The sequence below is a fragment of the Undibacterium sp. Tian12W genome, from assembly GCF_049339405.1.
Classification (GTDB): Bacteria; Pseudomonadota; Gammaproteobacteria; order Burkholderiales; family Burkholderiaceae_D; genus Undibacterium.
Window position 1 is genome coordinate 67,265 of the sequence record NZ_JBMPPK010000002.1, and the last position, 25,870, is coordinate 93,134.

Annotated in this window: 17 protein-coding genes; 9 read left to right on the forward strand and 8 right to left on the reverse strand. The window is 51.3% G+C overall.

Translation table 11 applies throughout. The features are described 5' to 3' along the window. Nucleotides 1–655 precede the first annotated feature (655 nt). The 3 genes from ACO0LI_RS02425 (at nucleotide 656) to ACO0LI_RS02435 (ending at nucleotide 6,319) form a co-directional block, all read left to right on the forward strand. Nucleotides 656–3,508, forward strand: coding sequence for a TonB-dependent receptor domain-containing protein (locus ACO0LI_RS02425; RefSeq protein WP_422952553.1), 2,853 nt, complete (start codon nucleotides 656–658; stop codon nucleotides 3,506–3,508). Nucleotides 3,509–4,089: 581 nt separating this feature from the next. Continuing rightward, a complete protein-coding gene (locus tag ACO0LI_RS02430) occupies nucleotides 4,090–5,844 on the forward strand; it encodes a methyl-accepting chemotaxis protein (protein WP_423030578.1) in 1,755 nt (584 codons plus the stop codon). A 190-nt stretch (nucleotides 5,845–6,034) separates the two neighbouring features. Beyond that, complete coding sequence (locus ACO0LI_RS02435) at nucleotides 6,035–6,319, forward strand: energy transducer TonB (RefSeq protein ID WP_422952604.1); 285 nt, start codon at nucleotides 6,035–6,037, stop codon at nucleotides 6,317–6,319. 204 nt (nucleotides 6,320–6,523) lie between these two features. Here ACO0LI_RS02435 and ACO0LI_RS02440 read toward each other — a convergent pair whose 3' ends face one another. Next, nucleotides 6,524–7,744, reverse strand: coding sequence for an MFS transporter (locus tag ACO0LI_RS02440; RefSeq protein WP_423030580.1), 1,221 nt, complete (start codon nucleotides 7,742–7,744; stop codon nucleotides 6,524–6,526). 150 nt (nucleotides 7,745–7,894) lie between these two features. Here ACO0LI_RS02440 and ACO0LI_RS02445 point away from each other — a divergent pair, with 150 nt between their 5' ends. Beyond that, complete coding sequence (locus ACO0LI_RS02445) at nucleotides 7,895–8,716, forward strand: AraC family transcriptional regulator (RefSeq protein ID WP_423030582.1); 822 nt, start codon at nucleotides 7,895–7,897, stop codon at nucleotides 8,714–8,716. Nucleotides 8,717–8,782: 66 nt separating this feature from the next. On the opposite strand, the gene ACO0LI_RS02450 is transcribed toward ACO0LI_RS02445, so the two are convergent. The 4 genes from ACO0LI_RS02450 to ACO0LI_RS02465 form a co-directional block, all read right to left on the reverse strand. Continuing rightward, nucleotides 8,783–10,951 carry a M3 family metallopeptidase gene (locus ACO0LI_RS02450; RefSeq protein WP_423030584.1) on the reverse strand — a complete coding sequence of 723 codons (2,169 nt, stop codon included), beginning with the start codon at nucleotides 10,949–10,951 and terminating at the stop codon, nucleotides 8,783–8,785. Nucleotides 10,952–11,079: 128 nt separating this feature from the next. Further along, entirely contained in the window at nucleotides 11,080–11,217 is a 138-nt protein-coding gene (locus ACO0LI_RS02455) for a hypothetical protein (RefSeq protein ID WP_174244972.1), read from the reverse strand. Between the two features lie 16 nt (nucleotides 11,218–11,233). Further along, nucleotides 11,234–12,469 (reverse strand): MFS transporter, encoded by a 1,236-nt coding sequence (locus ACO0LI_RS02460; RefSeq protein ID WP_423030586.1) that lies wholly within the window; start codon nucleotides 12,467–12,469, stop codon nucleotides 11,234–11,236. Nucleotides 12,470–12,581: 112 nt separating this feature from the next. Next, entirely contained in the window at nucleotides 12,582–15,461 is a 2,880-nt protein-coding gene (locus ACO0LI_RS02465; RefSeq protein WP_422952546.1) for an ATP-binding protein, read from the reverse strand. Nucleotides 15,462–15,624: 163 nt separating this feature from the next. Between ACO0LI_RS02465 and ACO0LI_RS02470 the strand changes: the two genes are divergently transcribed. The 3 genes from ACO0LI_RS02470 (at nucleotide 15,625) to ACO0LI_RS02480 (ending at nucleotide 18,508) form a co-directional block, all read left to right on the forward strand. Continuing rightward, on the forward strand, nucleotides 15,625–17,172 hold the full coding sequence (locus tag ACO0LI_RS02470; RefSeq protein ID WP_423030588.1) for an AlkA N-terminal domain-containing protein: 1,548 nt from the start codon (nucleotides 15,625–15,627) through the stop codon (nucleotides 17,170–17,172). Nucleotides 17,173–17,187: 15 nt separating this feature from the next. Beyond that, complete coding sequence (locus ACO0LI_RS02475; protein WP_423030590.1) at nucleotides 17,188–17,670, forward strand: methylated-DNA--[protein]-cysteine S-methyltransferase; 483 nt, start codon at nucleotides 17,188–17,190, stop codon at nucleotides 17,668–17,670. 274 nt (nucleotides 17,671–17,944) lie between these two features. Beyond that, a complete protein-coding gene (locus ACO0LI_RS02480) occupies nucleotides 17,945–18,508 on the forward strand; it encodes a phasin family protein (RefSeq protein ID WP_422952543.1) in 564 nt (187 codons plus the stop codon). Nucleotides 18,509–18,603: 95 nt separating this feature from the next. Here the strand turns inward: ACO0LI_RS02480 and ACO0LI_RS02485 are convergent, their stop codons facing one another. Further along, a complete protein-coding gene (locus ACO0LI_RS02485) occupies nucleotides 18,604–18,996 on the reverse strand; it encodes a hypothetical protein (RefSeq protein WP_423030592.1) in 393 nt (130 codons plus the stop codon). 18 nt (nucleotides 18,997–19,014) lie between these two features. Further along, nucleotides 19,015–20,817, reverse strand: a complete 1,803-nt coding sequence (locus tag ACO0LI_RS02490) for a sulfatase-like hydrolase/transferase (protein ID WP_423030594.1) — start codon at nucleotides 20,815–20,817, stop codon at nucleotides 19,015–19,017. A gap of 131 nt (nucleotides 20,818–20,948) precedes the next feature. On the opposite strand from ACO0LI_RS02490, the gene ACO0LI_RS02495 reads away from it, so the two are divergent. Further along, the gene (locus ACO0LI_RS02495) at nucleotides 20,949–21,842 is read left to right on the forward strand and encodes a LysR family transcriptional regulator (protein ID WP_423030596.1); all 894 of its coding nucleotides are present in this window, start codon (nucleotides 20,949–20,951) and stop codon (nucleotides 21,840–21,842) included. Nucleotides 21,843–22,032: 190 nt separating this feature from the next. Beyond that, nucleotides 22,033–23,208, forward strand: coding sequence for an acetyl-CoA C-acetyltransferase (locus ACO0LI_RS02500; protein WP_110254571.1), 1,176 nt, complete (start codon nucleotides 22,033–22,035; stop codon nucleotides 23,206–23,208). A 95-nt stretch (nucleotides 23,209–23,303) separates the two neighbouring features. Here ACO0LI_RS02500 and ACO0LI_RS02505 read toward each other — a convergent pair whose 3' ends face one another. Next, nucleotides 23,304–25,715, reverse strand: coding sequence for a prolyl oligopeptidase family serine peptidase (locus ACO0LI_RS02505; protein WP_423030598.1), 2,412 nt, complete (start codon nucleotides 25,713–25,715; stop codon nucleotides 23,304–23,306). Nucleotides 25,716–25,870: the final 155 nt, after the last annotated feature.

Consider the following 25,870-nt stretch of genomic DNA (forward strand, 5'->3'; position numbering starts at 1 on the left):
AAAACACATAACATTTTATAGCTGACGCATAACCTGTTGTCATTAAGAGACAGCCCAAGTCATTGAATGAGGCGCTCTATAGTTCTTGTCGGAAAGATTATTCCTCATTTCAATTTGTCGAAATTAGTCGAAATTGTACATACAAATTTCAGATGATGAAAAAAGCAATAACATTTAAAGTCCAAAATGGTGCACGGTCTATAAATGCCCATTTTTTATCCTGTCATTTCAGCTTTTAGCCGCGTGCAAATTCTTGGATATGAATAATTGGCTAAATTAAATATAAATATCGCAGGCCGACGTTATTACACAACAGTTGATCTTGCGTAATTTTATGACCTGCACATTTTTAACAATTTAACTTGATGGCGAGAAAATTTACGTTTTCGAAACGAAATAAGCAGTCTTGACATCAAAGTTTTCAAATGGTTCCATGACAAGGAGATTTTTTTTCGGAAAATGTAACGGTAATTGAAACAGACAAATGATGAACAAATTGCGACGAATTGCTTTTGATCATTTTCCGGCAGAAAAAATCTAAAAAAGAAATTTGGCTGCTGTGGGCAAATAGGGGGTTCTGGTTACCAACCGGGATCTTGTCCAGGCGGCCTCGCTCATTAGTTACATTTTTGGGGGTTTAGTCATGGTAGAAAAAATGTTGGCCCGATCCGTACGCCTGATGTTCCTGGGTGGTGTCGCGGTCGGTGCAGGTTTGCTGGCACAACCAGCGATGTCGCAAGACGTACAAAAAGTGGAAATCACAGGTTCCTCGATCAAACGGATCGCTCAAGAAGGCGCATTGCCTGTGCAAACTCTGAGCCGTAAAGACATCGAGCAAAGCGGTGCAAATAATGTGGCCGACCTCGTCGCTGCCCTTCCTGCCATGCAGGGCTTTATTACCGCATCTACCTCGGTCAACGGTGGTGGTGCCGGTCGTCAATCAGCCTCCATCCACGCGATTGGTACTGACTACACCCTGGTTTTGTTGAATGGCCGCCGCATGGCACCATATGGCACAGGTAGTGCCGTCAACCTTGGCAGTATTCCTTTGTCTGCAGTTGAACGCGTCGAGATTTTGACTGACGGTGCTTCCACACTGTATGGCTCAGACGCGATTGCCGGTGTCGTCAACTTTATTCTCAAAAAGAACCAGACTGACCTGAATGTAGAAGCAACCCTGACCAGCCCGCAACAAAGCGGTGGCCGTAGCGGTAACTTCTCTATTTCCAAAGGCTTTGGTGATCCTGAAAAAGACGGCTTCAATGTCTTGTTTGCCTATAGCCATGATGAGCAAAAGCCGCTGGAAGCAACTCAGCGCAGCTTCGCCAATTCTGGTGTCCAGAAGTTCATGAAAGATGGCAAGATGTACGCCACCTGGCAGACCAGTATCAACTCGACACCTGCCAATGCTGACATCTATGACTCCAAGGGCAATAATGCGACCTTCTCGCCTGACCTGGTGAATACTGGCAAATGTAATGGCCCTAGCACTTTCGAGCGTGGTGGTGTATGCCGTTATGACTATGCATCGACAGTACAATTATTGCCAGAACTGAAACGTGACAGTTTCTTTGCTTCCGGTAACCTGAAGATAGGCAAGGACACTACCCTGTTCGGTGAACTGGTCATGTCCAACTTCTCTAACAAGGCACGCTATGCAGCGCCAGCCCAGCCTTTGACGACGTTCAGTACAGATCCGGTCACAGGTCAGAAGGTCATCAACCCGAACTACATCGGTGCGTATAACAAGTCTGTTGTGCCGCTGCTGGCTGGACAAGGTATCAATCCGAATGACGTGACGGATGCTTTCTTCTATTACCGCGCACGTGATGCAGGTGGCCGTGCTGATGACTATAAAACTGAAGCCCGTCATCTGGTTCTGGGTATAGACAGCAATTACCTGGGTTGGGATTTGAGCGCCAGCTATACGCATTCCGAAAATACAGAGAAAGATGACGCTGTTTCCGGTTACATGAGTGCTAACCGTTTTGATGCCCTGGTCAAATCCGGTGCTTATAATCCTTACATCGTCAATGCCAATGCTTCTGCCATCCTGGCACCAGCGGTACTGCAAGAAAACCTCAGTGTCACCAAATCCAAGATTGATGTCCTGAGCGCACATGCATCCAAAGAACTCTTTGATATGAGTGGCGGCAAAGCACAACTGGGTCTGGGTGCGGATACCACCAAGCAGTCATTCAATGATGCGCCTAGCGAGCTGGTACAAGGTCCTGGCCCTCAACATCCGGCATGGACAGACGTGATCATCGGTGGTTCTACTGGTTCACAGGGTCTGGTTGCTTCCCGCAAGAGCTGGGGTGCTTTCGGTGAATTGCTGATGCCTGTCATCAAAAACATGGATGTCACTGCAGCTGTGCGTTATGACAGCTATGATGCCGTCAAGAAAGACAATGTCAGCTATGACGTCAATGGCAATGCTTCACAACCTGGTACCCAAGGTGTGTCGGTTTCCAAGGCAACCTACAAATTGTCAGCACGTTATCAGCCAGTCCAAAGCCTGATGCTGCGCGGCTCTTACGGTACAGGCTTCAAGGCACCAACGCTGAATGATATTTCTGATCCATTGAAAAACGATGGTTCTTCGAACTTCTTCCCTTGCCCTATTACCAAAGCAACTGATCCACGTTTCCCATACTGCCGTGGCACGTCTGAATACGGTCTGTTGAAAAAAGGTAATCCAAGCACAGGTGCAGATGCACTGAAAGCAGAAGAATCCAAACAGGCAGCATTCGGCTTCCGCCTCGAACCAACCAGCAACCTGTCTCTGGGTCTGGACTGGTGGGATGTGAAACTGAAAAACCAAATCCAGAAATTGTCTCAGGATCTGATTTTCACGACACCTTCACTGGCTGATCAATACATTTCCCTGTACTACGATCCTATCCAGAAATCCAAAGTTCTGGTAGCTAACCGTAGCCCTGTGAATCTGGCCAGCTCCCGTTACTCCGGTGTGGATTGGGATGCGACACTCAAATCAGCGACACCTATAGGCAAGCTGAGTGTGAACTGGTCCGGTACTTATATGCTGACAGCAGAAAAAGACGTACCAGGTGCCAAGAAAGAAAGCAGCATAGGTCGTTTTGATTCTTATGATGATGTGACTTTCCGTATCATTTCCAGGCTGGTCGCTTCTCTGAAAGTATCAGAGCAATACACTCATAGCGTTACCATGAACTACCGTTCCGGTTACCATGACAAAGTCGCATCTGCTGATGATGGCTATGTCCGTTCCGTGAATGCTGATGGCAGCGTTGGTGGTTATGTAGATATGAACCGTGATGTCAGCAACTACACGACTTTTGATTACCAGTTGCAAGCCAAGGTCATCAAAAACCTGACCATCACTGGCGGTATCCGCAACTTGTTCAACGTTGATCCTCCATTCACTATCCGTAATACAGGTGGTGGTAATCAGGTTGGTTACGATGGTCGCTACACTGACCCTCTGGGCCGTACCTTCTATGTGACAGCGCAATACAAATATTGATTGAGTTATTGATCAAGATATTGATTATATTGATATTTGCAGATGAACAAAAAAACCCGGATGCGTCCGGGTTTTTTTTCAAAAAATTTTCAGATTCGCACAATATTTGAAAATATATTTTCTTGACGGTCATATAAGATCACTGGTTATTCTGGCAAGAGAGTCATTTGCCAATAAAACGTTATTGCCATGGGGAAAGCGGGGAAAACGTGAACAAAATTTAGTCAGCCGCAGGAGCTGGCAAGTATAGTTAATCTGCATAAAAAATAAGCAAATTTCTATCGCTGCATAAATGTAAATAAATTCGCCTGAATCTGGTTTCCGCAGAGGAGGAATACCAGTAAAAAGCCCTTGCTAGTGAGCAAAATTCGAGTATATTTCTAACTTTGTCGCTTGCTTTTCCCTTGATTGACCGTCGTTTTTTCAATAAATGCAGGCTTCGTCAGGTATTTGTAAAAAAAAGTGTCCTGACGGCAATTTTGTTAGCAAATGTAAGCATTCAGAGTAGTATTTCATAACACCTGTGTTCCCATCTTCCTCAACCATTTTTCACACCAGCCAAGCAAATGAATTTATCAAAAATGACAGTAAGTAGGCGTCTGGGACTGGGCTTTGCTCTGGTTTTGACGTTTTTAATTGCCGTGACCCTCGTCGGCATTTCAAGAATGTCGCAGATTCAGGGGCGGCTGGAAAAGATAGTGAACGTCAGCAATGCCGAGACCCGTCTGGCATTGGACATGCGCGCGATTGTGTATGACCGCATGGTCTCTCTGCGAAATCTGACCCTGCTCAATGATGCTGGCGATATGGAGCCGGAACTGAAAAAGATTGCCGAGCAAACCAAACAGTATGCCGCCGCCGACGAAAAACTGAGCAAGATAGCAACTGAAGAAGGTAATGTCACTGCAGAGAAGAAAACCTTGCTGGCGAAGTTGAAGGAAACCGAAACCGCCGCCGCCGCCCTGCCTGCCAAAGCACAGGAACTGGGTCTGGCAAACAATGCAGAGGCTGCGACCATCACCCTGATCAAGAAACTGCGCCCGGTACAGAAAAAATGGCTGGATACGCTGGATGAACTCGTCACGCTGGAAGATAAACTCAATACCCAGACCGCAGAAGAGGCAAGTTCAGCCTTTAAAGCCGCGACCAGCATGATGACAATACTGGGTGTACTGGCAGTTGCTGCCGGTGTTTTTGCAGCCTTTGTGATCAGCCGCAGTTTGCTCAGGCAACTTGGTGGCGAGCCAGATTATGCTGCCACTATCGCTGGCCAGATTGCAGCGGGTGACCTGACTGCACCTATCGATTTGAAGCACGGTGACGATGCCAGCCTGCTGTATGAAATGAAAAACATGCGTGACAGCCTGGTGAATATTGTGGCGCAGGTACGCAATGGTACTGACACTATCGCCACGGCATCGAGTGAAATCACGACCGGTAACCTGGATTTGTCTTCTCGTACCGAGCAGCAGGCCAGCTCGCTGGAAAAAACCACCTCGTCGATGAAAGAACTGACGACAACCGTCAAACAAAATGCCGACAATGCACGTGAAGCCAATCAACTGGCTGCCTCTGCATCTGAAGTAGCGCGCCAGGGTGGTGTAGTAGTTGCCCAGGTGGTGGATACCATGGGTTCCATCAATGAGTCGTCGAAGAAAATTGTCGATATCATCAGCGTCATTGATGGCATCGCATTCCAAACCAATATCCTGGCCTTGAATGCGGCGGTAGAAGCGGCCCGTGCCGGTGAACAAGGCCGTGGTTTTGCCGTGGTTGCGGCAGAAGTGCGTAACCTTGCACAACGCAGCGCTGCTGCCGCCAAAGAAATCAAAACCCTGATCGGTACCTCGGTCGAGAAAGTCGAAATCGGCACCAAGCTGGTGGGTCAGGCTGGCGTTACGATAGACCAGGTAGTCTCCAGTGTTAAACATGTGACCGACATCATTGCCGAAATCAGTGCAGCGAGCCAGGAACAAAGCGTGGGTATCGAGCACGTCAATCACGCCATCATAGAAATGGACGGCATGACCCAGCAAAATGCCGCCCTGGTTGAACAAGCTGCAGCAGCTGCCCAGAGTTTGCAAGACCAGGCTTCTGAACTGGCGAAAGTGGTCAGTGTCTTTAAACTGCAGGCAGGTGAACGCAGCCAGTATATTGCTCCGCCTATGGCGCAAATGCCGGTACGCCGTGTCGAACCTGTGGCCTCGATCAAAAGCAAATCCAGAAGCAGTGCCGTCAAATCATTGCCTGCCGCTAAAACGGTAGGCAAAGCAGCACCCAAGGCAACTCCCAAAAAGGCGGCTTCTGCAAGCGCTGATGAATGGGAAGAATTCTGATATCGCCGGTTTTCAGTGATGAGGATAGCAATCCATGTCACTGAAAACCGCAATTGTTGCGAATAGTGTCTGGCCTTGAAATCTGTTGGAAGTTTTTTATACTGAATAGAAAATGCATAAGAAGAGTCCTATGAAACCACAAATATCCTTACTCATCTCCTCCTTGTTGTTATGTGCCAGTGCCTCCGTCATGGCCGCAGAAACTTCTCCTGTCATGGACAGCAAGTCATGCGAACCACCTAAGTATCCAAAAGCAGCATTGATGAATGAAGAAACCGGCACTGTCACCATGGGTTTCCTGATTGCGGCAGATGGCAAGGTCGTTGAATCCAAAGTAGAAAAATCCAGCGGCTCCAAGAGCCTGGATAAGGCAGCACTGACAGCATTGAGTCAATGCAAATTCAAACCAGGCACCAAGGATGGCAAAGCTGACCAGTTATGGGCCAAAGTAGATTTTGTCTGGAAGCTTGAGTAATCAGTTTGGAGTTCAGTAGTTTGATTAACTGAACAACAAACCAGAATATACAAAAAGGAAGGGGACACGATCACGTGTCCCCTTCCTGTTTTATGAATCAAGATTCTGAATCAAAATTTGAGAAGCACTCTGGCTGACAAAGTAAGCCGGTTCTGCGGTCGTGCAAACTGGCAGGATTTGAAACAGCAAGTCCGTTCGCACCTGTCAAACCCGTCGTACCTCCCTGGGTAACAACGCAGCCACCACGCCCAGCAGCGGCAGGTAGGCTATGGTCTGATAGACAAAGGCAATGCTTGTCCTGTCCGCAAAAATACCCAGCACCGCAGCACCGAGCCCACCCATGCCGAAGGCGAAACCGAAGAACAGGCCAGACACCATGCCCACCTTGCCCGGCATGAGTTCCTGCGCATATACCAGGATGGCTGAGAACGCTGAAGACAGCACCAGCCCGATCACAATCGTCAGCGCCGTTGTCCAGAACAGATTGGCATACGGCAGCATCAGCGCGAACGGTGCCACACCCAGTATGGACACCCAGATGACAGGCTTGCGGCCTATGCGGTCACCAACAGGCCCGCCGAGTACCGTACCCAAGGCAGAGGCAAACAGAAAGAAAAAAAGATGCAACTGCGCATTCTGCACCGTCAGGCCAAAACGTTCCATCAGGTAAAAGGTATAAAAACTGCTGATACCCGCAACATAGAAATACTTTGAAAAAATCAGTATCAGCAAGATCGCGATAGCACCCATGACCACCTTGCGGGGGTAGGGTGCGACGTTGACAGGTTTCCTGTTGCCAGCAGAGGCAATATGGTGTGCTGCATACCAGCGGCTCACTTGCAGCAGCAGACCTATGCCCAGTATGGCGGCCAATCCGAACCATGCCACGCTGCGCTGGCCGAAAGGCACGATAACGATCGCCGCCAGCAGTGGGCCTATGGCCGTGCCCATATTACCGCCGACCTGGAACACCGACTGCGCAAACCCATGCCGCCCGCCCGAAGCCAGCCGTGCAATGCGCGAAGATTCGGGATGGAAGATGGATGATCCTATGCCGACAAAGGCTGCTGCGAGTAGCACGAAGCCAAAGGTGGGAGCAAAGGCCAGCAGTATCAGTCCGATCAATGTTGATGTCATGCCAAAGGGCAGTGAATACGGTTGTGGCCGGCGATCGGTAAAAACACCCACCAGTGGTTGCAGCAGCGAGGCCGTCAGTTGGTAAGTCAGGGTAATCAGCCCCACCTGGCTGAAGCTCAGCGAGAACTCACCTTTCAAGATAGGATACATCGCCAGTATCAGCGATTGCATCATGTCGTTGATCATGTGCGCACTGCTGATGGCACCCAGGATGCCGAAAGCAGGTTTGCTCTTTGCAGGGAGTGTGGTGGGCTGGCCAGTGTCAGAGGTTGTTGCGGAAATTGTCATGGAGATGGCTTTCACTTTAGAATGGAATCAGGCTGCCGTCAGTAAAACGGGTTATCTGCGCTGCTGCCTTGGTACCGGTATGGCAGAATTATCCCCCGTACTGGATAGCCTGTCTCGCGCCAATCCGCCAACAACCCTTGAGAAAAGGACATGGATACATCCCGCAAGCCCAAGGCCCTGGCTCAAGCGCTTCAAGAAATTGATGAGCTGCCTTCACCTGTCAGCGGCAGGGCTACTGACTATCCAGCCAACTGGCACATTGCGCCGCACCTGCATGCCAGGCATCAACTGATTTATGCAGTACGTGGCGTGATGGTGGTGCAGACTGAGGTCGGTCGCTGGGTGGTGCCGCCCACCCGCGCCATCTGGATGGTGGCTGGCATGACGCATGAGATACGCTGCATAGGAGAAGTGCACATGCGTAGCGTGACAGTAGCGACGGATGCGGCCTCCGGTTTACCCGGCTTTACCCAGGCAGTCGGTATCTCGCCCCTATTGCGCGAGCTGATCCGCGCTGCCATGGATTTAAGTCAGCCCGAGTTGTCCGATTTGTCCGATTTGCCCTATATACCCGATAGCCGTGATGGCCGTGTCATGCGTCTGATCCTCGACGAAATACGTGTCCTGCCCGTGCTGCCCTTGCATTTGCAAATGCCATCCGACCCGCGTTTGCTGCAGATTTGCGAGCTGCTCCAGCAACACCTGGATGACACTTCCACCATGGCTGACTGGGCGCAACGCCTGGCCGTGGATGTGAAGACTATACAGCGTCTGTTCGTGAAAGAAACCGGCATGACCTTTGGTCAATGGCGGCAACAGGCCCGCTTGCTGCGGGCGCTGGAATTGCTGGCAAGTGGTGAAAAAGTCATCGACATCGCCCTGGCGCTGGGCTATGACAGCCCCAGCGCCTTCTCTACCATGTTTCGCAAACAGTTTGACCAGACACCCAGCCAGTTCTTTGCTGAAAACTGACCGGGCTCGTCAGTGAGAAAAAAGCCAGCGCTTATTTCAGCACTGAACGAGCACTGTCTACACTGCTTATTTAGGGGCTGATTGCAAACCGCGGCGTATCAGCAATGGTTCTATCTTTGGTTCACGTCCACGGAAATTACGGAAAGACTCCAACGGGTCCATGCTGCCACCCTTGGATAATAATTGCTGACGGAACCAGTCGCCATTCTTGCGGTTCAGGCCACCGTTTTCCTTGAACCATTCCACGCTCTCGGCATCCAGCACTTCACTCCACAGATAAGCGTAGTAACCGGCTGAATAGCCGCCACCAAAAATGTGCGAGAAATAAGTGCTGCGATAGCGTGGCGGTACAGGGGTAAAATCTACACCCGCCTGTTTCAATGCATCAGCCTCAAAGGCAAGGGCATCTTTTGGTATCTGCGCCGGTGTCAATTGGTGCCAGCGTTGATCCAGCAGCGATGCTGCCAGGTATTCTGTCGTTGCAAAACCCTGGTTGAATTTATTGGCTGCGGTGATCTTATCTACCAGGGTCTGTGGTATCACTTCGCCGTTTTGATAGTGTCTGGCATAGTTTTTCAATACCTCAGGCCAGGTTGCCCACATCTCGTTAACCTGGGACGGATATTCGACAAAGTCACGTGGTACATTGGTGCCAGAAAAACGTGGGTACTTCACATTCGAGAACAGCCCGTGCAATGCATGGCCAAATTCATGGAAAGCCGTGCGCACTTCATCAAAAGTCAGCAGGGTAGGCTGGCCTGCTGGCGGTTGCGGGATATTGAGATGGTTGGCAAGCACAGGGTGAGTACCAAACAGGCTGGACTGCTCTACATAGGCATTCATCCAGGCACCACCGCGCTTGGTGTCGCGCGCATACATGTCGGCGATGAACAAGGCCATGCTCTTGCCATCCGCATCAAATATTTCATACACCTTGACGCTGGGGTGATAGACCGGCAAATCAGTGCGTTCCTTGAAAGTAATGCCATACAGTTTGGTGGCAGCAAAGAAGACACCGTTTTCCAGTACATTCTTCAATTCAAAATAAGGGCGCAACTGGCTATCGTCAAAGCTGTATTTTGCCTTGCGCAATTGCTCGGTATAAAACGCCCAGTCCCATGCCGCCAGTTTGAAATTACCTTGTTGTGCATCGATGATTTTTTGCAGCTCTGCGCCTTCGGCTTTGGCGTTATTCACTGCTGCCGGTGCCAGCTCGCCCAGCATCTTGTTGACTGCGGTGGTGGTCTTGGCGGTTTCATCTTCCAGGCCATAGGCGGCATGGTTGGCATAACCGAGCAGGGTTGCACGTTCGGCACGCAGGCGTGCCAGGTCGATGGCGACCTGGCGGTTGTCAAATTCACCGCCATGGCTGCCACGGTTCACCGAGGCTTCATGCAGGCGCTGGCGCAAGGCGCGGTTTGCCAGGCTAGCCTCAAATGGCTGGCCTGTGGTATTCATGAGCGGTATCACGAATTTATCTTTCAGACCGCGTGTCTTGGCTGCTTCAGCCGCGCTGGCGATTTCTTCTTCAGACAAACCTTGCAGCTCAGCCTTGCTATCAACAATGATGGCCGAGGCATTGGTTTCTTTCAGCACATTCTGGCTGAACTTGGTCGCCAGGCTGGCCAATTGCGCATTCAGGCTCTTGAGTTTTTGTTTATCCTTGTCGCCCAGCTTGGCACCGGCACGCACAAAGTCTGTGTAATAGCGTTCCAGCAAGCGCCCGGATTCTGCATCCAGGTTCAATGCCTGGCGTGCTTCATATAATTTACTGATGCGCTGGAACAGGCGCGCATTTAAGAAAATCTGGTCCTGATGGGCCGCCAGCCTGGGTGCCAGGTCGCGTGACAGCGCTTCTAGCGTAGGGTTGGTATTCGCGCCTGTCAGGCTGAAAAAGACAATGGAAACCCGGTTTAGCATCTGCCCCGCACGTTCCATGGCGACCACGGTATTGTCAAAAGTAGGGGCGGCATGGCTGCCTGCAATGAGGGCGATTTCGGCAGCATGCTGGCGCATGCCCTCGGTGAAGGCAGGGCCGTAGTGTTCATTCTTGATCTGGTCAAAAGCCGGATATTGGTAAGGCAGCTTGCTGGCATTGGCAAAGGGATTGCTAGTCAGTTTGCCAGCAGTCTTTTTTGGCGTGACGCTGGCAGAATCAGCTGGTGCGGCTGTGACATAAGTGGCAGGGCTGGCCAGCGCAGTGCCAAGCAAAATGAGCAGTAGATGTTTGTTCATGTAGTTTTACCAAAATCTTTGATCAAAAGGAAACACAGTGTAGCAGACCAGAAAGCTAATATATCGTTCAATCGGGGCAAAAAAATAGCGCCCTGAGGCGCTAAAAAGTGCGTAGCAAAAATGGGCCTTCAACACATGACGAAACGATTTGCCAGGTCAAGCACAAAAGACGGGCGCAGATAGGCGATAAACACCAGGGCCAGCACCACAACGATGATGCTGCCCCACAGTAGCCGCAATAATCTGCGTGATAATTGTTTAGTCATGAGTTATTCGAATTGTTCAGGCTGCAGCTTCACCCGCGCGGACTATCGGTTTTTCGCTGATAGGCAAATTCACGAGTGCTGCAAAGATACCCAGACCCAGGACTATGCCCCAGACCATGTTGTAGCTACCGGTCTTGGTGTAAATATAACCACCCAGCCAGACACCGATAAAACTGCCAACCTGATGCGAGAAAAATACAAAGCCCGACAGCATTGATAAATACTTCACGCCAAAAATCCCGGCAATGACACCATTCGTCAGTGGCACGGTAGATAACCATAACAAGCCCAATGCTGCGGCAAAAAGATACACAGAATACGGTGACAGCGGTGCTAGCAAGAACAGGGCAATCACCAGGCTGCGCGCCAGATAGATGCCCGACAACAGATAAGGTTTAGGGAACATGCCGCCCAGTTTGCCGGCATAGTAAGAACCAAAGATATTGAACAGGCCAATCAACGCCAGCGCATACACCGCCACGCTGGGGTCCATGATACCCTTGTCCTTCAGATAAGCAGGCATGTGTACGCCTATGAAAACGAGCTGGAAGCCGCAGACGAAATAGCCAGCCACCAGCAGCAAAAAGGGCTTGTAGGCGAAGGCTTCGCGTATCGCTTCGCTGATACTTTGCTGTGGGCCTGTAACTTGTTGCAGTGCCGGTTCACGCAACTTCATTGCCATAGGCACCATCAGCAAAATGACCAGGGCTGCCAGTACATAGAAGGCATTTTGCCAGCCTGCGCGGTCTATTAATTGCTGCTCTATCGGCATCATGACAAACTGGCCAAAGGAGCCTGCGGCAGAAGAAATACCGAAAGCCCAGGAACGTTTTTCCAGCGGTGCCGTGCGGCCTATGATGCCGCTGACTGCTCCAAAGGATGTGCAGGCCAGTGCACCACCTATCAGTATCCCGGTACCGACTATGAACAGCACAGGCTGGTCTATCAGCGCCATCCATAACAACCCGGCCGCATACAAAAATGCACCCAGTATCATCATTTTTGTCGTGCCTACCTTGTCTATCACCATGCCTGCCAGTGGACCAAACACGCCCCACATCAGGTTTTGCATGGCCATCGCCATCGAGAAGGTTTCCCTGGTCCAGCCGTGTTGCTGTGAGATGGGTTGCATCCAGAAACCAAAACCATGCCTGACACCCATGGACAAGGTAATCACAATACCGCTGGCCAGCAGCACGGTTTTCAGGTCGGGAGCGCGTTGAGTTGTCATGGCGATATCTGTTTTGCTCATTAGAAAATGAGTTCTAGTGTATGCCAATCCAGAAAATCATGTGGACTGCCCAAAACACCATGACGGTATGGTGTCTCGCAGCAGTCAGCCTGCCTTGCCAGGTTTCAAGGACTCAGGGATTAAGAGGCAGATTCAAGGTAAGCCGCGTGCCCATGCCTGGCGCGCTATCCACCGCGATATCGCCATGCATGATGGTGGTCACCAGGTTGTGGACGATGCTGAGTCCCAGCCCGCTGCCACCCTGACCCAGTTTGGTGGTGAAGAAGGGGTCAAATATCCTGCGCAAATCCTGCGCCTCTATGCCCTTGCCATTGTCGCTGAAGATGATCTGTACCTGATTGTCTGGCGTCTTGTGGGCACGCAACAGCATCTTGCCGTTTTCGCGGTTTTCAAAAGCGTGCAGCAGGGCGTTGTTGATAAAATTGGTCAGCACCTGCCCATAAGGACCGGGAAAGCTGTTGAGGTCTATGCCATCGGGAATATCAATTTCCAGCGTATGGCCGCGCTTGTGTATCAGGTTGTGCAGGGTACGTATGACTTCCAGGGTAGTCTTGCGCAAATTAAATGTGCGGCGCATCTGACTGGTCTGATCGACTGACACTTGCTTAAAACTGCTGACCAGGTCGCTCGCGCTCATCAGGTTGCGCAGCAATAATTCATTGGCATTATTGATCGTGGCCGTGAACTGGTTCAGGTCAGAACGCTTCAGGGTGTTTTCTGTCAGCTTGCGCAAGAAAATGACAGACTGTTCTTGTAGTGTAGTGGCAGTCAGCAGGCTATTGCCTATGGGGGTATTCAGTTCATGGGCGATACCCGCCACCAGTGAACCCAGTGCCGCCAGTTTTTCTTGCGAGACCAGGATTTGCTGCGCTTTTAAGAGCTGCTGGTAAGTCTCGGCATTTTCCACAGCTATTGCGGTATAAGCGGCCAGCATCATGGCAATGTCCAGATGCATGCGCTGGAAGGCATTTTTTTGCGTGCTCTGTATCGCAATGATGCCTATGGTGCGGCCCTTGATCATCAGCGGGACATAGATATGCGAGACCGGAATGACTTTTTCCATTCCGGCGAAATAGGCACTATCTACCGTCAGCTTGTGCAAGCCTGCTTCGCTGATGTAATTCTGGTACTCGCTATAGATATCACTGATAAAGATGGGCTGCTGATGCGTGACACACCATACTGATAATAAATCCTCGTCCCTGATATCGCGTATATACGGCAACATGCGCTGGCCACGCAGGATATTGCAGGGGAACTCTATGGTTTCCTGCTCTGGCCGGTACAGGCCTACGGCGAATACTTCTGCCCCCATCAGCTCATGCACGTGGCGATAGACGATCTCCATTATGGTATCGCGGTCCAGGCTGGAAGTGATTTCCCTGCCTATCTCACTGAGCCGGTAGATATGCTTGTGTGCCTGCTGTAATTGCTCGGTTTGCAATTGCAGGCTGGCGGTGCGCTCCAGTACCCTGGCTTCGAGTTGCTTCTGGGTCTGGGCATGTTCGGCATGGCTGAGCACCTGTTGTACCAGGTTGCCCAGATGGCGGCCAAACAGCACATCTTCACGCGACCAGTTCCTGCTGCCGCTGGTATGGGCGAAACAGATCAGGCCTACGCTTTTACCATGCAGGCGCAGCGAGATTTTCAAGGCCGAATGCAATTCTTCCTGCCCCAGCAAAGCACGCATTTCGTTTGCTACCACGTGCAAACGCATATCATGCCCAACCAGTGGCACTTCATCCTGTTGCAGTATGTGCATCAGCAGTGGCAGGTTCTGGCAAGGCATTTCTGCCCTGATCAGGCCATGTTTGCTGCCAGCCCTGGCGCGACAATGCAGACCTACTCCATTGCCATCAATCAGGAAGATGGCTGCCAGCTCGGTATTCAGGATGGCCAGCGAGGTATCGGTTATCAGTTGCAATACTTCAGCTTGCTGGCCTTCTTCCAGCAAGCGGTTGGATGACAGTTCCAGCAAAATTTCTACCGGCGGTTTGTGAGACAAATCATAGGCCCGCAATTCATGGAACCTGTCCATCGTCCCCAGTTCACTGAGCTCGCTGGTGGTTTGCTGATGCAGGCGGGCAAAGTGCAGGGCCTGTTGCCAGTTGCCCTGTTGCTCATGGATTTCTGACAGTGCTGCCAGGCTGCGTACTTTTTGCCTGCGGGAAGCGACTTTATCTGAATAGCTCAGGGCCTCGCCATAGACATCCAGCGCTTCATCGAATTGCCCCGCTGCACGCAGTATGTCGGCCAGGGTATCCAGCACGGCGCCTTTCAGCCAGACGTAATTGCAGGCATCGGCGAGTTCCAGTGCAGTGCGGATATGGGTTTCAGCGACTTCCAGTTGTGCATTTCTGCTGGCGACCTGGCCCAGATACCAGTAAGTCTCAGCCAGGTATTCGTGGATGGCATGTTGCTCAGCCAATACTTTCGCTTTCAGAAAGCAATCTTGAGCTTCCTGCAATTCACCAGTATGGAGTTCATTGACACCCAGATTGATAATCTGTTTGCACAACAGATAAGGCTCGTTCAGTTGCTCCAGCAGGCTACCGGCATCGGTATGAAAACGCGCCGCCGTTTTGCCATCGCCGAGGGCATCATAAATCTGCCCCAGTCCTATATGCGCTTCGACCAGTGTCACCTGGTCGCGGTTGAATTTGCTCAGATCGACGCAACGCGTCCAGTACATCAGGGCGTCACGGTAAGCACCCTGGGTATAACAGATACGACCGAGGGCAAGCAGCATCAGCCCGGCAGGGCGTGTCAGTTGCTGCTGTTCAGCAATGTGCAGGCCTTGTTCGAGTTCGCTTTGCATGGAATGCGCCTGCCCCAGCCTCTCCAGTATCAGATAGCGCTGGTAACAGGCGTCAAGCTGCAAGCCGGTTTGCCCGGCTGTAGCTGCCTGCAGGCTCAATTGCCCGAGTAAGCAAGTCGCCAGCCGCGGATGTCTGCGCGCGGTCTTGACGATGCGATGTAAATTGCGATTCAAATTCAGCGCCTGGCGCATGATTCCCGATTTGTTTGTCCGAAAATGGCTAGAAGAGTGACTGGCACTCGCGTATAACGATTCCTGAAGATAGTAATGCAGTTTGCAAATTGGGTACATAATTTTAACGAACCCGGAATTGATTCAATACGAGAAAGTGGCGGCTATGGAACAGCAGATACCTACCATGCAAAGCAAAGGCCAGGCAGCAGCGCCGCCCGATGCAACCAGCCTGATGCTGACTGAGGCCAGTGAGGGTTTGACGCAAAAGCAATGTTATTACCGCGCCCTCGCCGCCAAGGACAGCCGTTTCGATGGGGTGTTTTTTACCGGCGTTAAAACCACCGGTGTGTATTGCCGCCCTGTATGTGGCGTCAAGACACCGCGTGAATCGTCCTGCGAGTTTTTCAGCAGCGCAGCAGCGGCTGAGGCGGCCGGTTTTCGCCCTTGCCTGCGTTGCCGCCCTGAACTGGCACCGTATGCGATACAGCAAAATCTTGCCCATGCAATCTGGCAAAGAATCGCTGACGGTGCCTTGAATGAAACCGATATAGAAAGCTTTTCTGAACAGGTTGGTCTGTCTTCACGTCAGTTGCGCCGCGTCATGCTGCAAGAGTTTGGTGTAACGCCGGTAGAACTGGCCCAGACCCAGCGCCTGTTGTTTGCCAAAAAACTGTTGCAAGAGACTCAGCTAGGCATGGCCGAGATAGCCTTTGCCGCCGGTTTTGGCAGTGTCAGGCGCTTCAATGCCCTGTTTTCAGAACGTTACCAGATGGCACCGGGATCAATACGGCGTGCTGCAGACAGCGCAGGTGAAGGTGTTTGCCTGAAGCTGGCTTACCGTCCACCCTATGCCTGGGACGCAGTGATCACTTACCTTGCCGGGCGCGCCATGCCAGGGCTGGAAGCCGTCATCGATGAAAAAGGCGGCAAGGCCTATGTCCGCAGCGTACAGATGGACGGGCTGGAAGGCTGGCTTAAAGTCGCCCACCTGCCCGCCAAACAGCAACTCAGCCTGCAAGTTTCACCTTCACTGGCCCCGGTACTCATGCCCCTGATGGCCAGGGTCAGGCAGCAATTTGATCTGGAGGCCAATCCCGCCGTCATCCAGAGCCATCTGCAAACAGACCGCCTGCTGGCCGGGCAAATCCTGCGCACGCCAGGCATGCGTGTGCCCGGCGCCTTCAACAGTTTTGAGCTGGCCATCCGTGCCGTGTTGGGCCAGCAAGTCAGCGTGGCCGGTGCTACCACCGTGGCTGGCAGGCTGGTAACCCGCTTTGGTCAGCCGGTGCTTACCCCGTTTGCGGCTGTTACCCATCATTTCCCCAGCCCACAAACCATTGTTGGCTTGTCGATAGACCAACTGGCGGGCATAGGCATACCCGGTGCCCGTGCTGCCACTTTGCAAAACATCGCCCAGTTTGCCCTTGATGGTGGCTTGCAAAGGCAGTTAGCGGCCAGCTCGGACGAGATGGTAGCCAGGCTCAAGACCGTCAAAGGTATAGGTGAGTGGACGGCACAATATATTGCCATGCGCGCCCTGCGTTTTTCAGATGCCTTTCCGGCAGGTGACCTGGGTTTGCAAAAAGCCGCCGCATTATTGGCAACTCCGGCAAGCGAGCGCCTGACCGAAAAACAATTACTGGCTGTCGCCCAGCCCTGGGCACCTTGGCGGGCCTATGCGGCTCTACTGCTATGGCAATCATTAAGTTAACAATAAGGAAAGATCATGAAATACCTGAACTACAACAGCCCGGTAGGGCAATTACTGTTAGCCGCCAGTGAGCGTGGACTCAGCGGCGTGTATTTTGAAAACCATAAACACTTCAAAGGCAGCGCAGGCTGGCAGGAAGATGAGTCTGATCCCATCCTGAACCAGGCACGCCAGCAACTGCAGGAATATTTTGCCGGGCAGCGCCAGGATTTTGATTTGCCGCTGGATTTATCGGCAGGCACGGACTTCCAGCAAGAAGTATGGGCTGCACTGCGTCGCATCCCGTTTGCCCAGACCAGCAGCTATATGGCTCTCGCACAGGGTATAGCCAGGCCTAAGGCGGTGCGCGCAGTGGGAGCGGCGAATGGGCGTAATCCTTTATCCATCATTGTCCCCTGCCACAGGGTCATTGCCAGCAATGGTGCATTGACGGGTTATGCAGGTGGTTTGCAGAATAAAGAGGCTTTATTGATGCTGGAAAGAAAATTTTCCAAATAGCAATATTACTGTGGCAGTCATGAATGATCAGTGCTTAAAGAGTAAGCAGCGGAATGAGTAGCAAAACGAGCAGGGCGAGTAATTTCAGGAAAAGCAGATAGATATCTGAGAATGTCATTTAGCTAATTTTGGTGCGATGCACAAAAAGTGCTTGACGTTTTGAATTCTACGTGTAGAATCGTATTTGTTGCGGTGCACCATTCAATAATTCGTGGAAAGCGCTGCCGAACATTAACGCTGTTAAGCCACTTAATTCCATTTACCGGAGAATGCCATGACTACCAATACACCAGAACAATTTATCGCTACGACTAAAGCTAACCTGGAAGCGCAATTCGCTTCCCTGACTTCCCTGAACAAAAAAGCATTTGAAGGCCTGGAGCAGTTGTTTGCTCTGAACGTCAATGCTGCCAAGGCAAGTTTCGAAGAAGGTACTGCTACTGCCAAACAACTGTTGAGCGCCAAAGACCCACAAGAATTTTTCACTTTGTCTGCAGCACAAGCTCAGCCAAACGCTGAAAAAGCACTGGCTTATGGCCGTCACCTGGCAAGCATCACTACAGCAACTCAGCAAGAATTCACTAAAGCTGTTGAAGCACACATCGCTGAAACAAATACTAAAGTGATTTCCCTGATCGATGAAGTAACTAAAAATGCACCAGCTGGTTCCGAACAAGCTGTTACAGCCTTGAAATCTGTTGTTGGCAACATCAACGCAGGCTACGAGCAACTGTCCAAAACAACCAAGCAAGCTGTACAAACTCTGGAAGAAAACCTGACCAAGGCTACCCAGCAGTTCACACAAGCGGCTGAAAAAGCAACTGCTAAAAAGAAGTAATTTAGCAATTGCAGATTCAGACTCACTGCGGTGAGTTGCAGTAAAAAAATCCCCTGATGTTCGCATGAGGGGATTTTTTCATGGGCAGCTGGAATTCAGGTTGACGATTGCTGATTCGGTTGTTTACCCAATAAATAAATCAAATACAGCACCACGCAAGCACCATCAAACAAGGCGGCCATATGCAGGCCCCGCAAGGCTGGCTCTGCCCAGTTGATGGCCACCATGGTCACCAGCCCCAGTTTCTCAACTGCTGCTGCCAATAAAATCGCCCTTCTTGCCTGCGTTTGTTTAACCGCATAGATAATCAGTGCGCCCACCACAAAAGCCATCAAACCCCAGTGACGGGCAAAGAACAGGCCAGTCACATCACCGACCTGCATGCCTGATGCCTGCAAAAACAGGGTGGGGGCGATAAATTGCAGGCCCGCCAGCATGGTGACAGTGCCGCTGACATACAGGATCTTGCGTATTATTTTTTCTTGCATGGTCTCCCTCCAGATTTTTTAGCTTTTCTTCTGTTGATATAAAAATGCAGGTCCTGGTAATTCCCTGCCCAGATCATCACCTACTTCGGTACTGATCAATGTATTCAATCTCTGATTCAAGTCCAGCAGCAACTCCTTGTGCTGCTCAGGGTTCGCGGCCAGGTTGGTGATTTCATTCGGGTCGGTTTGAGTATCATAAAGCTCAAGCTGGTTGCGTGTCCTCAGATTTTGCCAGTCACGTGGCTGGTGATGATCGGCAGGTTTGAAATAACGGGCAAATTTATAACGGCCATCATGGATGCCACGGAACAAGGCCGGGTTTTCCAGGCTGGGTAAAAACTGGCCGCTTTCAAAACCGATTAGTAGCGCACTGAGCTGGTTATAAATCTTGCCGGTTTTTGCCCCCTTGCGCGAAAATTCCGGGTCTATATACAGGGGTACGCCGTAGTTGAACAAGATGCCTTTTTTGTCACGCTCTGTGGTTGCGCCAGTGGTGCTGATGGCGGCGCTGATATCGACCCCCTTCAGATAAGGATATTTTTCTGCCACCGCGCGTGCATCTACACCAGCCATACCAAGGATAGTAGGCACCAAGTCCATATGTGAACCCAGGGCGTTCGTCATCTTGCCACCCACCACATCAGGGTGGCGCACGATGAAGGGCAGGCGCATGTTTTCCTTATACATGAAAGGCCCCTTCTGGCGCAGCTTGTGGGCACCGGCCATTTCGCCGTGGTCTGAGGTATAGATGACGATGGTGTCCTTATCCATGCCCAGTTTTTTCAGCGCCTGCAATACCGTCAGGGCATGGCTATCGACATCGCGCACGCAATTGAAGTAATAACTTTGATAAGCGCGCCAGGCCACTTCATCGTTAGGGTCTATATGGCCGTATAGCCAATTACACATTTCTATGTAAGAACTGGTGGCCCAGGGTTTGCCGATTAATTTGTCCTGGTAATAACTGTCCGGCAAAGGCAGGTCCCAGTATCTGTCGTAAACACCGCCTGTGGGTGGGGTCGATAAGGGTGACAACATATTGCGTTGCTGCCGGCTGGCCACTTGTGCATCGCCAGTGCTGACATACATGACATCATGTGGATTCACAAAATTCACTGCCAGAAACCAGGGCTGCTTGCCGCGCTTGGCGCGCCCTTTCGTGTTCAACCACTGCACCGCATTGCTGGCGATTTGCCCGTCATAACGGTAGCCGGTCCAGGTAGAACCATGGGGATCGCCATCGGCGTTGTAGTCAGAGAAGCCGTAAGGCTCCAATGCATTTTCTGTCGTTGGATAAGGTCCATATACCAGACCAGGATCAGGGCGCACATGGCTTAAATGCCATTTACCCTTGTAGGCAGTGTAATAAGCCTGGGCTCTCAACAAATGCCCGAGGCTGGGCAAGTCATCTGCCAGTTTGGGAAAAGAGGGCGGCGCATCGACATTTGCCGTCATCAGGGTGTGCTGGGTATGCTGGCCAAAATACATATTCGAGCGTGACGGCGAGCAAGGCGTAGTATTCGCATGGAAATTCATCATGCCTGTGCCTTGTTCCAGCAGCATTTCATGAGCAGACAAGCCCAGGCCAGATGGCAAGTCTTGCCAGTGGCGTAACTGGTCATTCACGATCAGCAGGATATTCGGCCGCCGCTGGCACAAACCCTGGGCTGTCATTGCTCCCGGCACTTTGGGTATGCTGCGCGGTCTGTGCTGCCGGTCAGCCAGATCGCCCAAGGCTGCTGCCAGGCCTGTGCCCGCCATCGCGGCCAGTACTTTTCTGCGGCTGATTTTACCTGAACGATTGTCTGACTGATCTGCCATATCTCCCTCCCTTAACCGGCTCGTGATCAGCTCGTGATCGGCTCGTGATACTGAGCAGTGTCGGACACTTAAGTCCATACGTCCAGTGCATTATAATTATCGTGTTGATACCTTGAAGGTATGGCCTGCTGATGAACCTGAAAAAACTCCGACATGTCGTCGTACTGGCAGAACAAGGCAATTTTGCCCGTGCCGCCGACAAACTCAATCTTAGCCAGCCGGCATTGAGCCGTAGTATTTCGGGTCTCGAAGATGAGCTGGGCATGCGCCTGTTTGACCGTGACCAGGCTGGTGCTACGGCAACTGCTGCTGGCAGGCAACTGATCACGCGCGCCCGTGATTTGCTGTATGCGGCAAATAACCTCAAACAGGAAATGGCACAACTGCGCGATGGTGAAAGTGGCCAGATCATTTTTGGGGCCGGGCCTTTTCCTGCTGCCAGTTTTTTACCGGCGGTGCTGACTGAACTGGCAAACACCTATCCGCGCATGCGTACCGTGCTCGAAGTCAATAATAGCGATACCCTGATGGAACATCTGTTGGCAGAAAAGCTGGAATTTTTCATCGCCGACACCCGCAGCCTGAGACCGGACAAGCATATACAGCTCAGGCATCTTACCCGGCAAACTGGTGGCCTGTATTGTCGTCGTGAGCACCCACTGACGCTGAAAGCGAAGCTGAGTCTGCAAGATTTGCAAAGCGCCAGCTATGCCAGCGTGTATCTGGCAGATATTTTCATGCCTGCGATGCGCAAGGCGTTTGGCCTGGAGTCCGGCCAAGACCTGCCGCTGGTGACGACTTGCGACAATATCTATGTACTCAAACATGTAGTCAGGCACAGCGACGCAATACTCTTGTGTACTCAGGCAGCAGTGGCAGAAGAACTCAGTTCCGGCGAGCTGATTGAGCTCAAGGCCGATGGCTGGCACACCATGCAGGCAGAAATTGGTGTGGTCAGCCTGGCAAGACGCAGCCTGTCACCTATGGCAGAACTGGTATTGGCCAGGGTTGCAGCGCATGTATAAAGCTTATGGTTTTAAGCAAAATCAAGAGGCAGACATGGCAAAACACCATCTTTTTTAAAGCCCGTGAACTCAGCCGGGCGCGAGCAGTGGTAAGCTAGAGCATGTATTCTATATGCAGGACTTAGTACAGAATTAAGCAGCATTCATTTGACCATCCCCTGAACTCAGGGACAAAACCAGGAGAATTCACATGCAAGACGTGGTAATCGTAGCTGCAGGCCGTACTGCAGTAGGCAAATTTGGTGGCTCTTTGGCAAAAACCGCTGCTTCCGATCTGGGCGCCCATGTCATCAAGGCCCTGCTGGCAAAAACCGGTCTCAGCGGTGACCTGATCAGTGAAGTCATCCTGGGTCAGGTATTGACTGCCGGCGTAGGCCAGAATGCCGCCCGCCAGGCCGTCATCCGTGCTGGTTTGCCAGACATGGTACCGGCTTTCACCATCAACAAGGTATGCGGCAGTGGTTTGAAAGCTACTCATCTGGCAGCACAAGCCATCAAGGCTGGCGATGCTGACATCATCATCGCCGGTGGCCAGGAAAACATGAGCGCTTCGCCACATGTATTGAATGGCTCGCGTGATGGCTTCCGCATGGGCGACGCCAAACTGGTCGATACCATGATCGTCGATGGCCTGTGGGATGTGTATAACCAATACCACATGGGCATCACGGCAGAAAACGTCGCCAAGAAATACGGTGTGACGCGTGAAGAGCAAGACCTGTTTGCCCTGGCATCACAAAACAAGGCAGAAGCCGCGCAAAAAGCTGGCAAGTTCAAGGATGAAATCATTCCTTTTGAACTGGTCAGCAAAAAAGGCACAACTGTTTTTGATACTGATGAATTCATCAAACATGGCACTACGCTGGAATCTCTGGCTTCATTGCGTCCGGCTTTCGACAAGAATGGTACGGTCACTGCCGGTAATGCATCCGGCCTCAACGATGGTGCCGCTGCTGTCATCATGATGACAGCCCAAAGAGCCGAGCAACTGGGTTTGCCAGTGCTGGCACGCATCAAGGCTTACTCTTCTGCCGGTGTTGACCCAACCATCATGGGCATGGGCCCGGTTCCTGCTGCCCAGCTCTGCCTCAAAAAAGCGGGCTGGACTCACCAAGACCTGGATTTGATGGAAATCAATGAAGCCTTTGCCGCACAGGCAATCGGCGTCAATAAAGAAATGGGCTGGGACACCAGCAAGATCAACGTCAACGGTGGCGCGATTGCGATTGGCCACCCTATCGGCGCATCCGGCGCCCGCATCCTGGTCAGCCTGATTCATGAAATGATACGCCGCGATGCCAAAAAAGGCCTGGCAAGTTTGTGTATCGGTGGTGGTATGGGCGTGGCGCTGGCGATAGAGCGTTAAGTCTTAGCCGCCTTTGCAAGATTTGATTTGCAAGATCGGGATAGAAAAAAACCGCCAGACTGATCTGGCGGTTTTTTATTGGCATCAGTGCTTACTTATTTCTTCAGGCATTTTTCCAGGAACTGATCCTGTTCCCACAGCAAATGCATGATGTTTTCCCTGGCTGCATAGCTATGGCTTTCCTTTGGTAGTATCACCATGCGTACCGGTGCACCCAGACCTTTCAGGGCCTGGAAATAGCGCTCGGTTTGCAGGGTAAATGTACCTGGATTATTATCCGCCTCGCCATGTACCAGCAACAGCGGCGTCTTCATTTTGTCGGCACTCATGAAAGGCGACATCTTGTTATACACGTCGGAGCTTTCCCAGTAGTTGCGCTGCTCACTCTGGAAGCCAAATGGCGTCAGCGTACGGTTATACGCACCACTGCGTGCAATACCACAGGCAAACAGTTTTGAATGCGTCAGCAGGTTTGCTGTCATGAACGCACCATAAGAATGGCCGCCCACGGCAACACGCTTGCGGTCTATATAACCCAGCGCGTCCACGGCATCAATCGCCGCTTCGGCATTATCGACCAGTTGCGGGATGAAGTTATCATTCGGCTCGGTCTTGCCTTCACCGATGATGGGGAAGGCCGCGTCATCGAGTACTGCATAGCCGCGTGCTGTCCAATAAATGAATGAGGCAGTGCTGGGGAAAGTAAACAGGTTTTCATTATGTTTGCTTTGTCCTGCAGAATTCTTGTCCTTGAATTCTGCCGGGTAAGCCCAGATCAGCAAAGGCAGTTTGTCTTTTTTGCTCTTGTCGTAGTTGGCAGGCAGGTACAGGGTGCCAGACAATTCCACGCCGTCCTTGCGCTTGTATTTGATGACTTCTTTCGAGACATCTTTCAAGCCCATGAATGGGTTCTTGAATTGCGTTACGGGGGTGAGTTGATTACCGCCCTTGATATTACGGAAGTAATAATTCGGGTATTCAGTTTTCGACTGTATCTGCACCAGTACATCGCCTTTTTTGACATCTTCTATCGAGACGATGTTTTCTACCTTGTCGGTATAAGTCGATTGATACAGGCGATTCTTTTTCAGGCTGGCCAGATCAAGTTCATCGATGAAAGGGAACTGCCCTTTTTTGGTGTGACCGGCACCCAGCAAATAAGCCTTGTTATCTTCTATCGCCAGCACACGGCGGTGATACTGATTGTATTTGGTTTCAAAACGGCCAGGATCAGAATAGATATCCTGCATGTTACGGTCAGAGATCAGGCGTGGTGCTTCTGCCGGATTGGACGGATTGAACAGATAGGTCTTGGTATTGCGCGTGTCATACCAGCCGTCACTGACAACCGCCAGATTGTCGTTACCCCAGACGATGCCATTATAGCGCTGGGCGACTTTTACCAGGGAGATAGCTGGCTTGTCGAAAGGCGCATCCCAGGAAAACACTTCATCGCGGAACTCTGCCTTATTGGCCGGGTCACCGCCATCAAGCGCCTGTACATAAGTCAGACTGGCTGCCTTGTCTGCTCGCCAGTCCAACTGCCGTTTGCCAACTGCAACAGCACTAAAACCTTTGGGGATGATTTCATGCAAAGGTGATTCATCAACGACCTTGATCTGCTTGCCAGCCAAATCGCTGACGATGGTTTTTGATGGGAAACGATCAAGCGGAACCACGTAAGAGAAAGGTTTTTGTATGGTACTGATCTGCAGGTATTTGCCGTCAGGAGAAAAGCTGACTTCAGCGAACATATCAGCCTTCTTGAATAAACTGCCCTTGCCATTCAGGCTGACTTTGTGCAGCTCAGAAGTTGTCAGGTTAACGAAATTACTTTCGTCATTCTGGTTCTTCAACAGATCGGCATAAGTGCGGTTCTGTGACGCCGCACCGCTGGATGTGGAGACGATAGGGCCACTTGGCAAATCCTTGCTGGCATCCAGCAAGGCCGGGCGGTTCTTGGGCAAAACCTTGATGAGCAGGCTTTCACTATCCCTGTACCAGTCAAACGGCGCGCCCAGATTGGCATTCAGGTTGGCTTCTGTCAGTTTTTTTGCCGTTGCTGTTTCCACATCGATGACCCACAGCTCTACACCTTTGGCTGCTGTATTGGTGAAGGCAATCTTCTTTTCATTCGGCGACCATTTGACATGGCTGATCAGCGGGTTTTGTGGCAAGCCTTTGACCTGTATTTCTTCTGTCGCATCGACTTTACGTAGCTTCAGATTATTGACATACGTCAGCGTACTGGAGATGTTGGTGACCGGGTTGATGCGCAAACCGGCCAGACGCATTTCAGTCTGACTCAGATCATTCAGTGACTTATAGGTATTGCGATAACTGAGCAGCAGCATCTTTCTGTGGCTATCCATGCTCACGACAGGTGCACGCTGGAAGTCAGCGAGCTCCAGTATCGCTTGCGGCGGTTTTTGATAGTTCAGATTTTCCTGCGCACCCGCATTGGCTCCCAGCGCAGCCAGCAAGAGCAGACTCAGTTTGCTTTTCATTAATATCCCCGGTTGAATTTATATGCATCAGCCCTGGCAATCAACCAGAGTCAGAAGCTTTATTCTAGCACCGCAATATATTTGAAATATGCTGTTTTCTTCTACACTCATAACCATATTGGTATAAATAGAAAACAGCCGTGGACAGGTCTGTC

Bases quoted from the DNA above. Each gene is read 5' to 3' on its own strand.
- ACO0LI_RS02435 (WP_422952604.1), top strand. From the start codon at position 6,035: ATGGCCGCAGAAACTTCTCCTGTCATGGACAGCAAGTCATGCGAACCA.
- ACO0LI_RS02455 (WP_174244972.1), bottom strand. From the start codon at position 11,217: ATGACTAAACAATTATCACGCAGATTATTGCGGCTACTGTGGGGCAGC.
- ACO0LI_RS02475 (WP_423030590.1), top strand. From the start codon at position 17,188: ATGAAATACCTGAACTACAACAGCCCGGTAGGGCAATTACTGTTAGCC.
- ACO0LI_RS02460 (WP_423030586.1), bottom strand. From the start codon at position 12,469: ATGAGCAAAACAGATATCGCCATGACAACTCAACGCGCTCCCGACCTG.
- ACO0LI_RS02485 (WP_423030592.1), bottom strand. From the start codon at position 18,996: ATGCAAGAAAAAATAATACGCAAGATCCTGTATGTCAGCGGCACTGTC.
- ACO0LI_RS02425 (WP_422952553.1), top strand. From the start codon at position 656: ATGTTGGCCCGATCCGTACGCCTGATGTTCCTGGGTGGTGTCGCGGTC.
- ACO0LI_RS02445 (WP_423030582.1), top strand. From the start codon at position 7,895: ATGGATACATCCCGCAAGCCCAAGGCCCTGGCTCAAGCGCTTCAAGAA.
- ACO0LI_RS02495 (WP_423030596.1), top strand. From the start codon at position 20,949: ATGAACCTGAAAAAACTCCGACATGTCGTCGTACTGGCAGAACAAGGC.
- ACO0LI_RS02480 (WP_422952543.1), top strand. From the start codon at position 17,945: ATGACTACCAATACACCAGAACAATTTATCGCTACGACTAAAGCTAAC.
- ACO0LI_RS02490 (WP_423030594.1), bottom strand. From the start codon at position 20,817: ATGGCAGATCAGTCAGACAATCGTTCAGGTAAAATCAGCCGCAGAAAA.
- ACO0LI_RS02505 (WP_423030598.1), bottom strand. From the start codon at position 25,715: ATGAAAAGCAAACTGAGTCTGCTCTTGCTGGCTGCGCTGGGAGCCAAT.
- ACO0LI_RS02470 (WP_423030588.1), top strand. From the start codon at position 15,625: ATGGAACAGCAGATACCTACCATGCAAAGCAAAGGCCAGGCAGCAGCG.
- ACO0LI_RS02430 (WP_423030578.1), top strand. From the start codon at position 4,090: ATGACAGTAAGTAGGCGTCTGGGACTGGGCTTTGCTCTGGTTTTGACG.
- ACO0LI_RS02500 (WP_110254571.1), top strand. From the start codon at position 22,033: ATGCAAGACGTGGTAATCGTAGCTGCAGGCCGTACTGCAGTAGGCAAA.
- ACO0LI_RS02450 (WP_423030584.1), bottom strand. From the start codon at position 10,951: ATGAACAAACATCTACTGCTCATTTTGCTTGGCACTGCGCTGGCCAGC.
- ACO0LI_RS02440 (WP_423030580.1), bottom strand. From the start codon at position 7,744: ATGACAATTTCCGCAACAACCTCTGACACTGGCCAGCCCACCACACTC.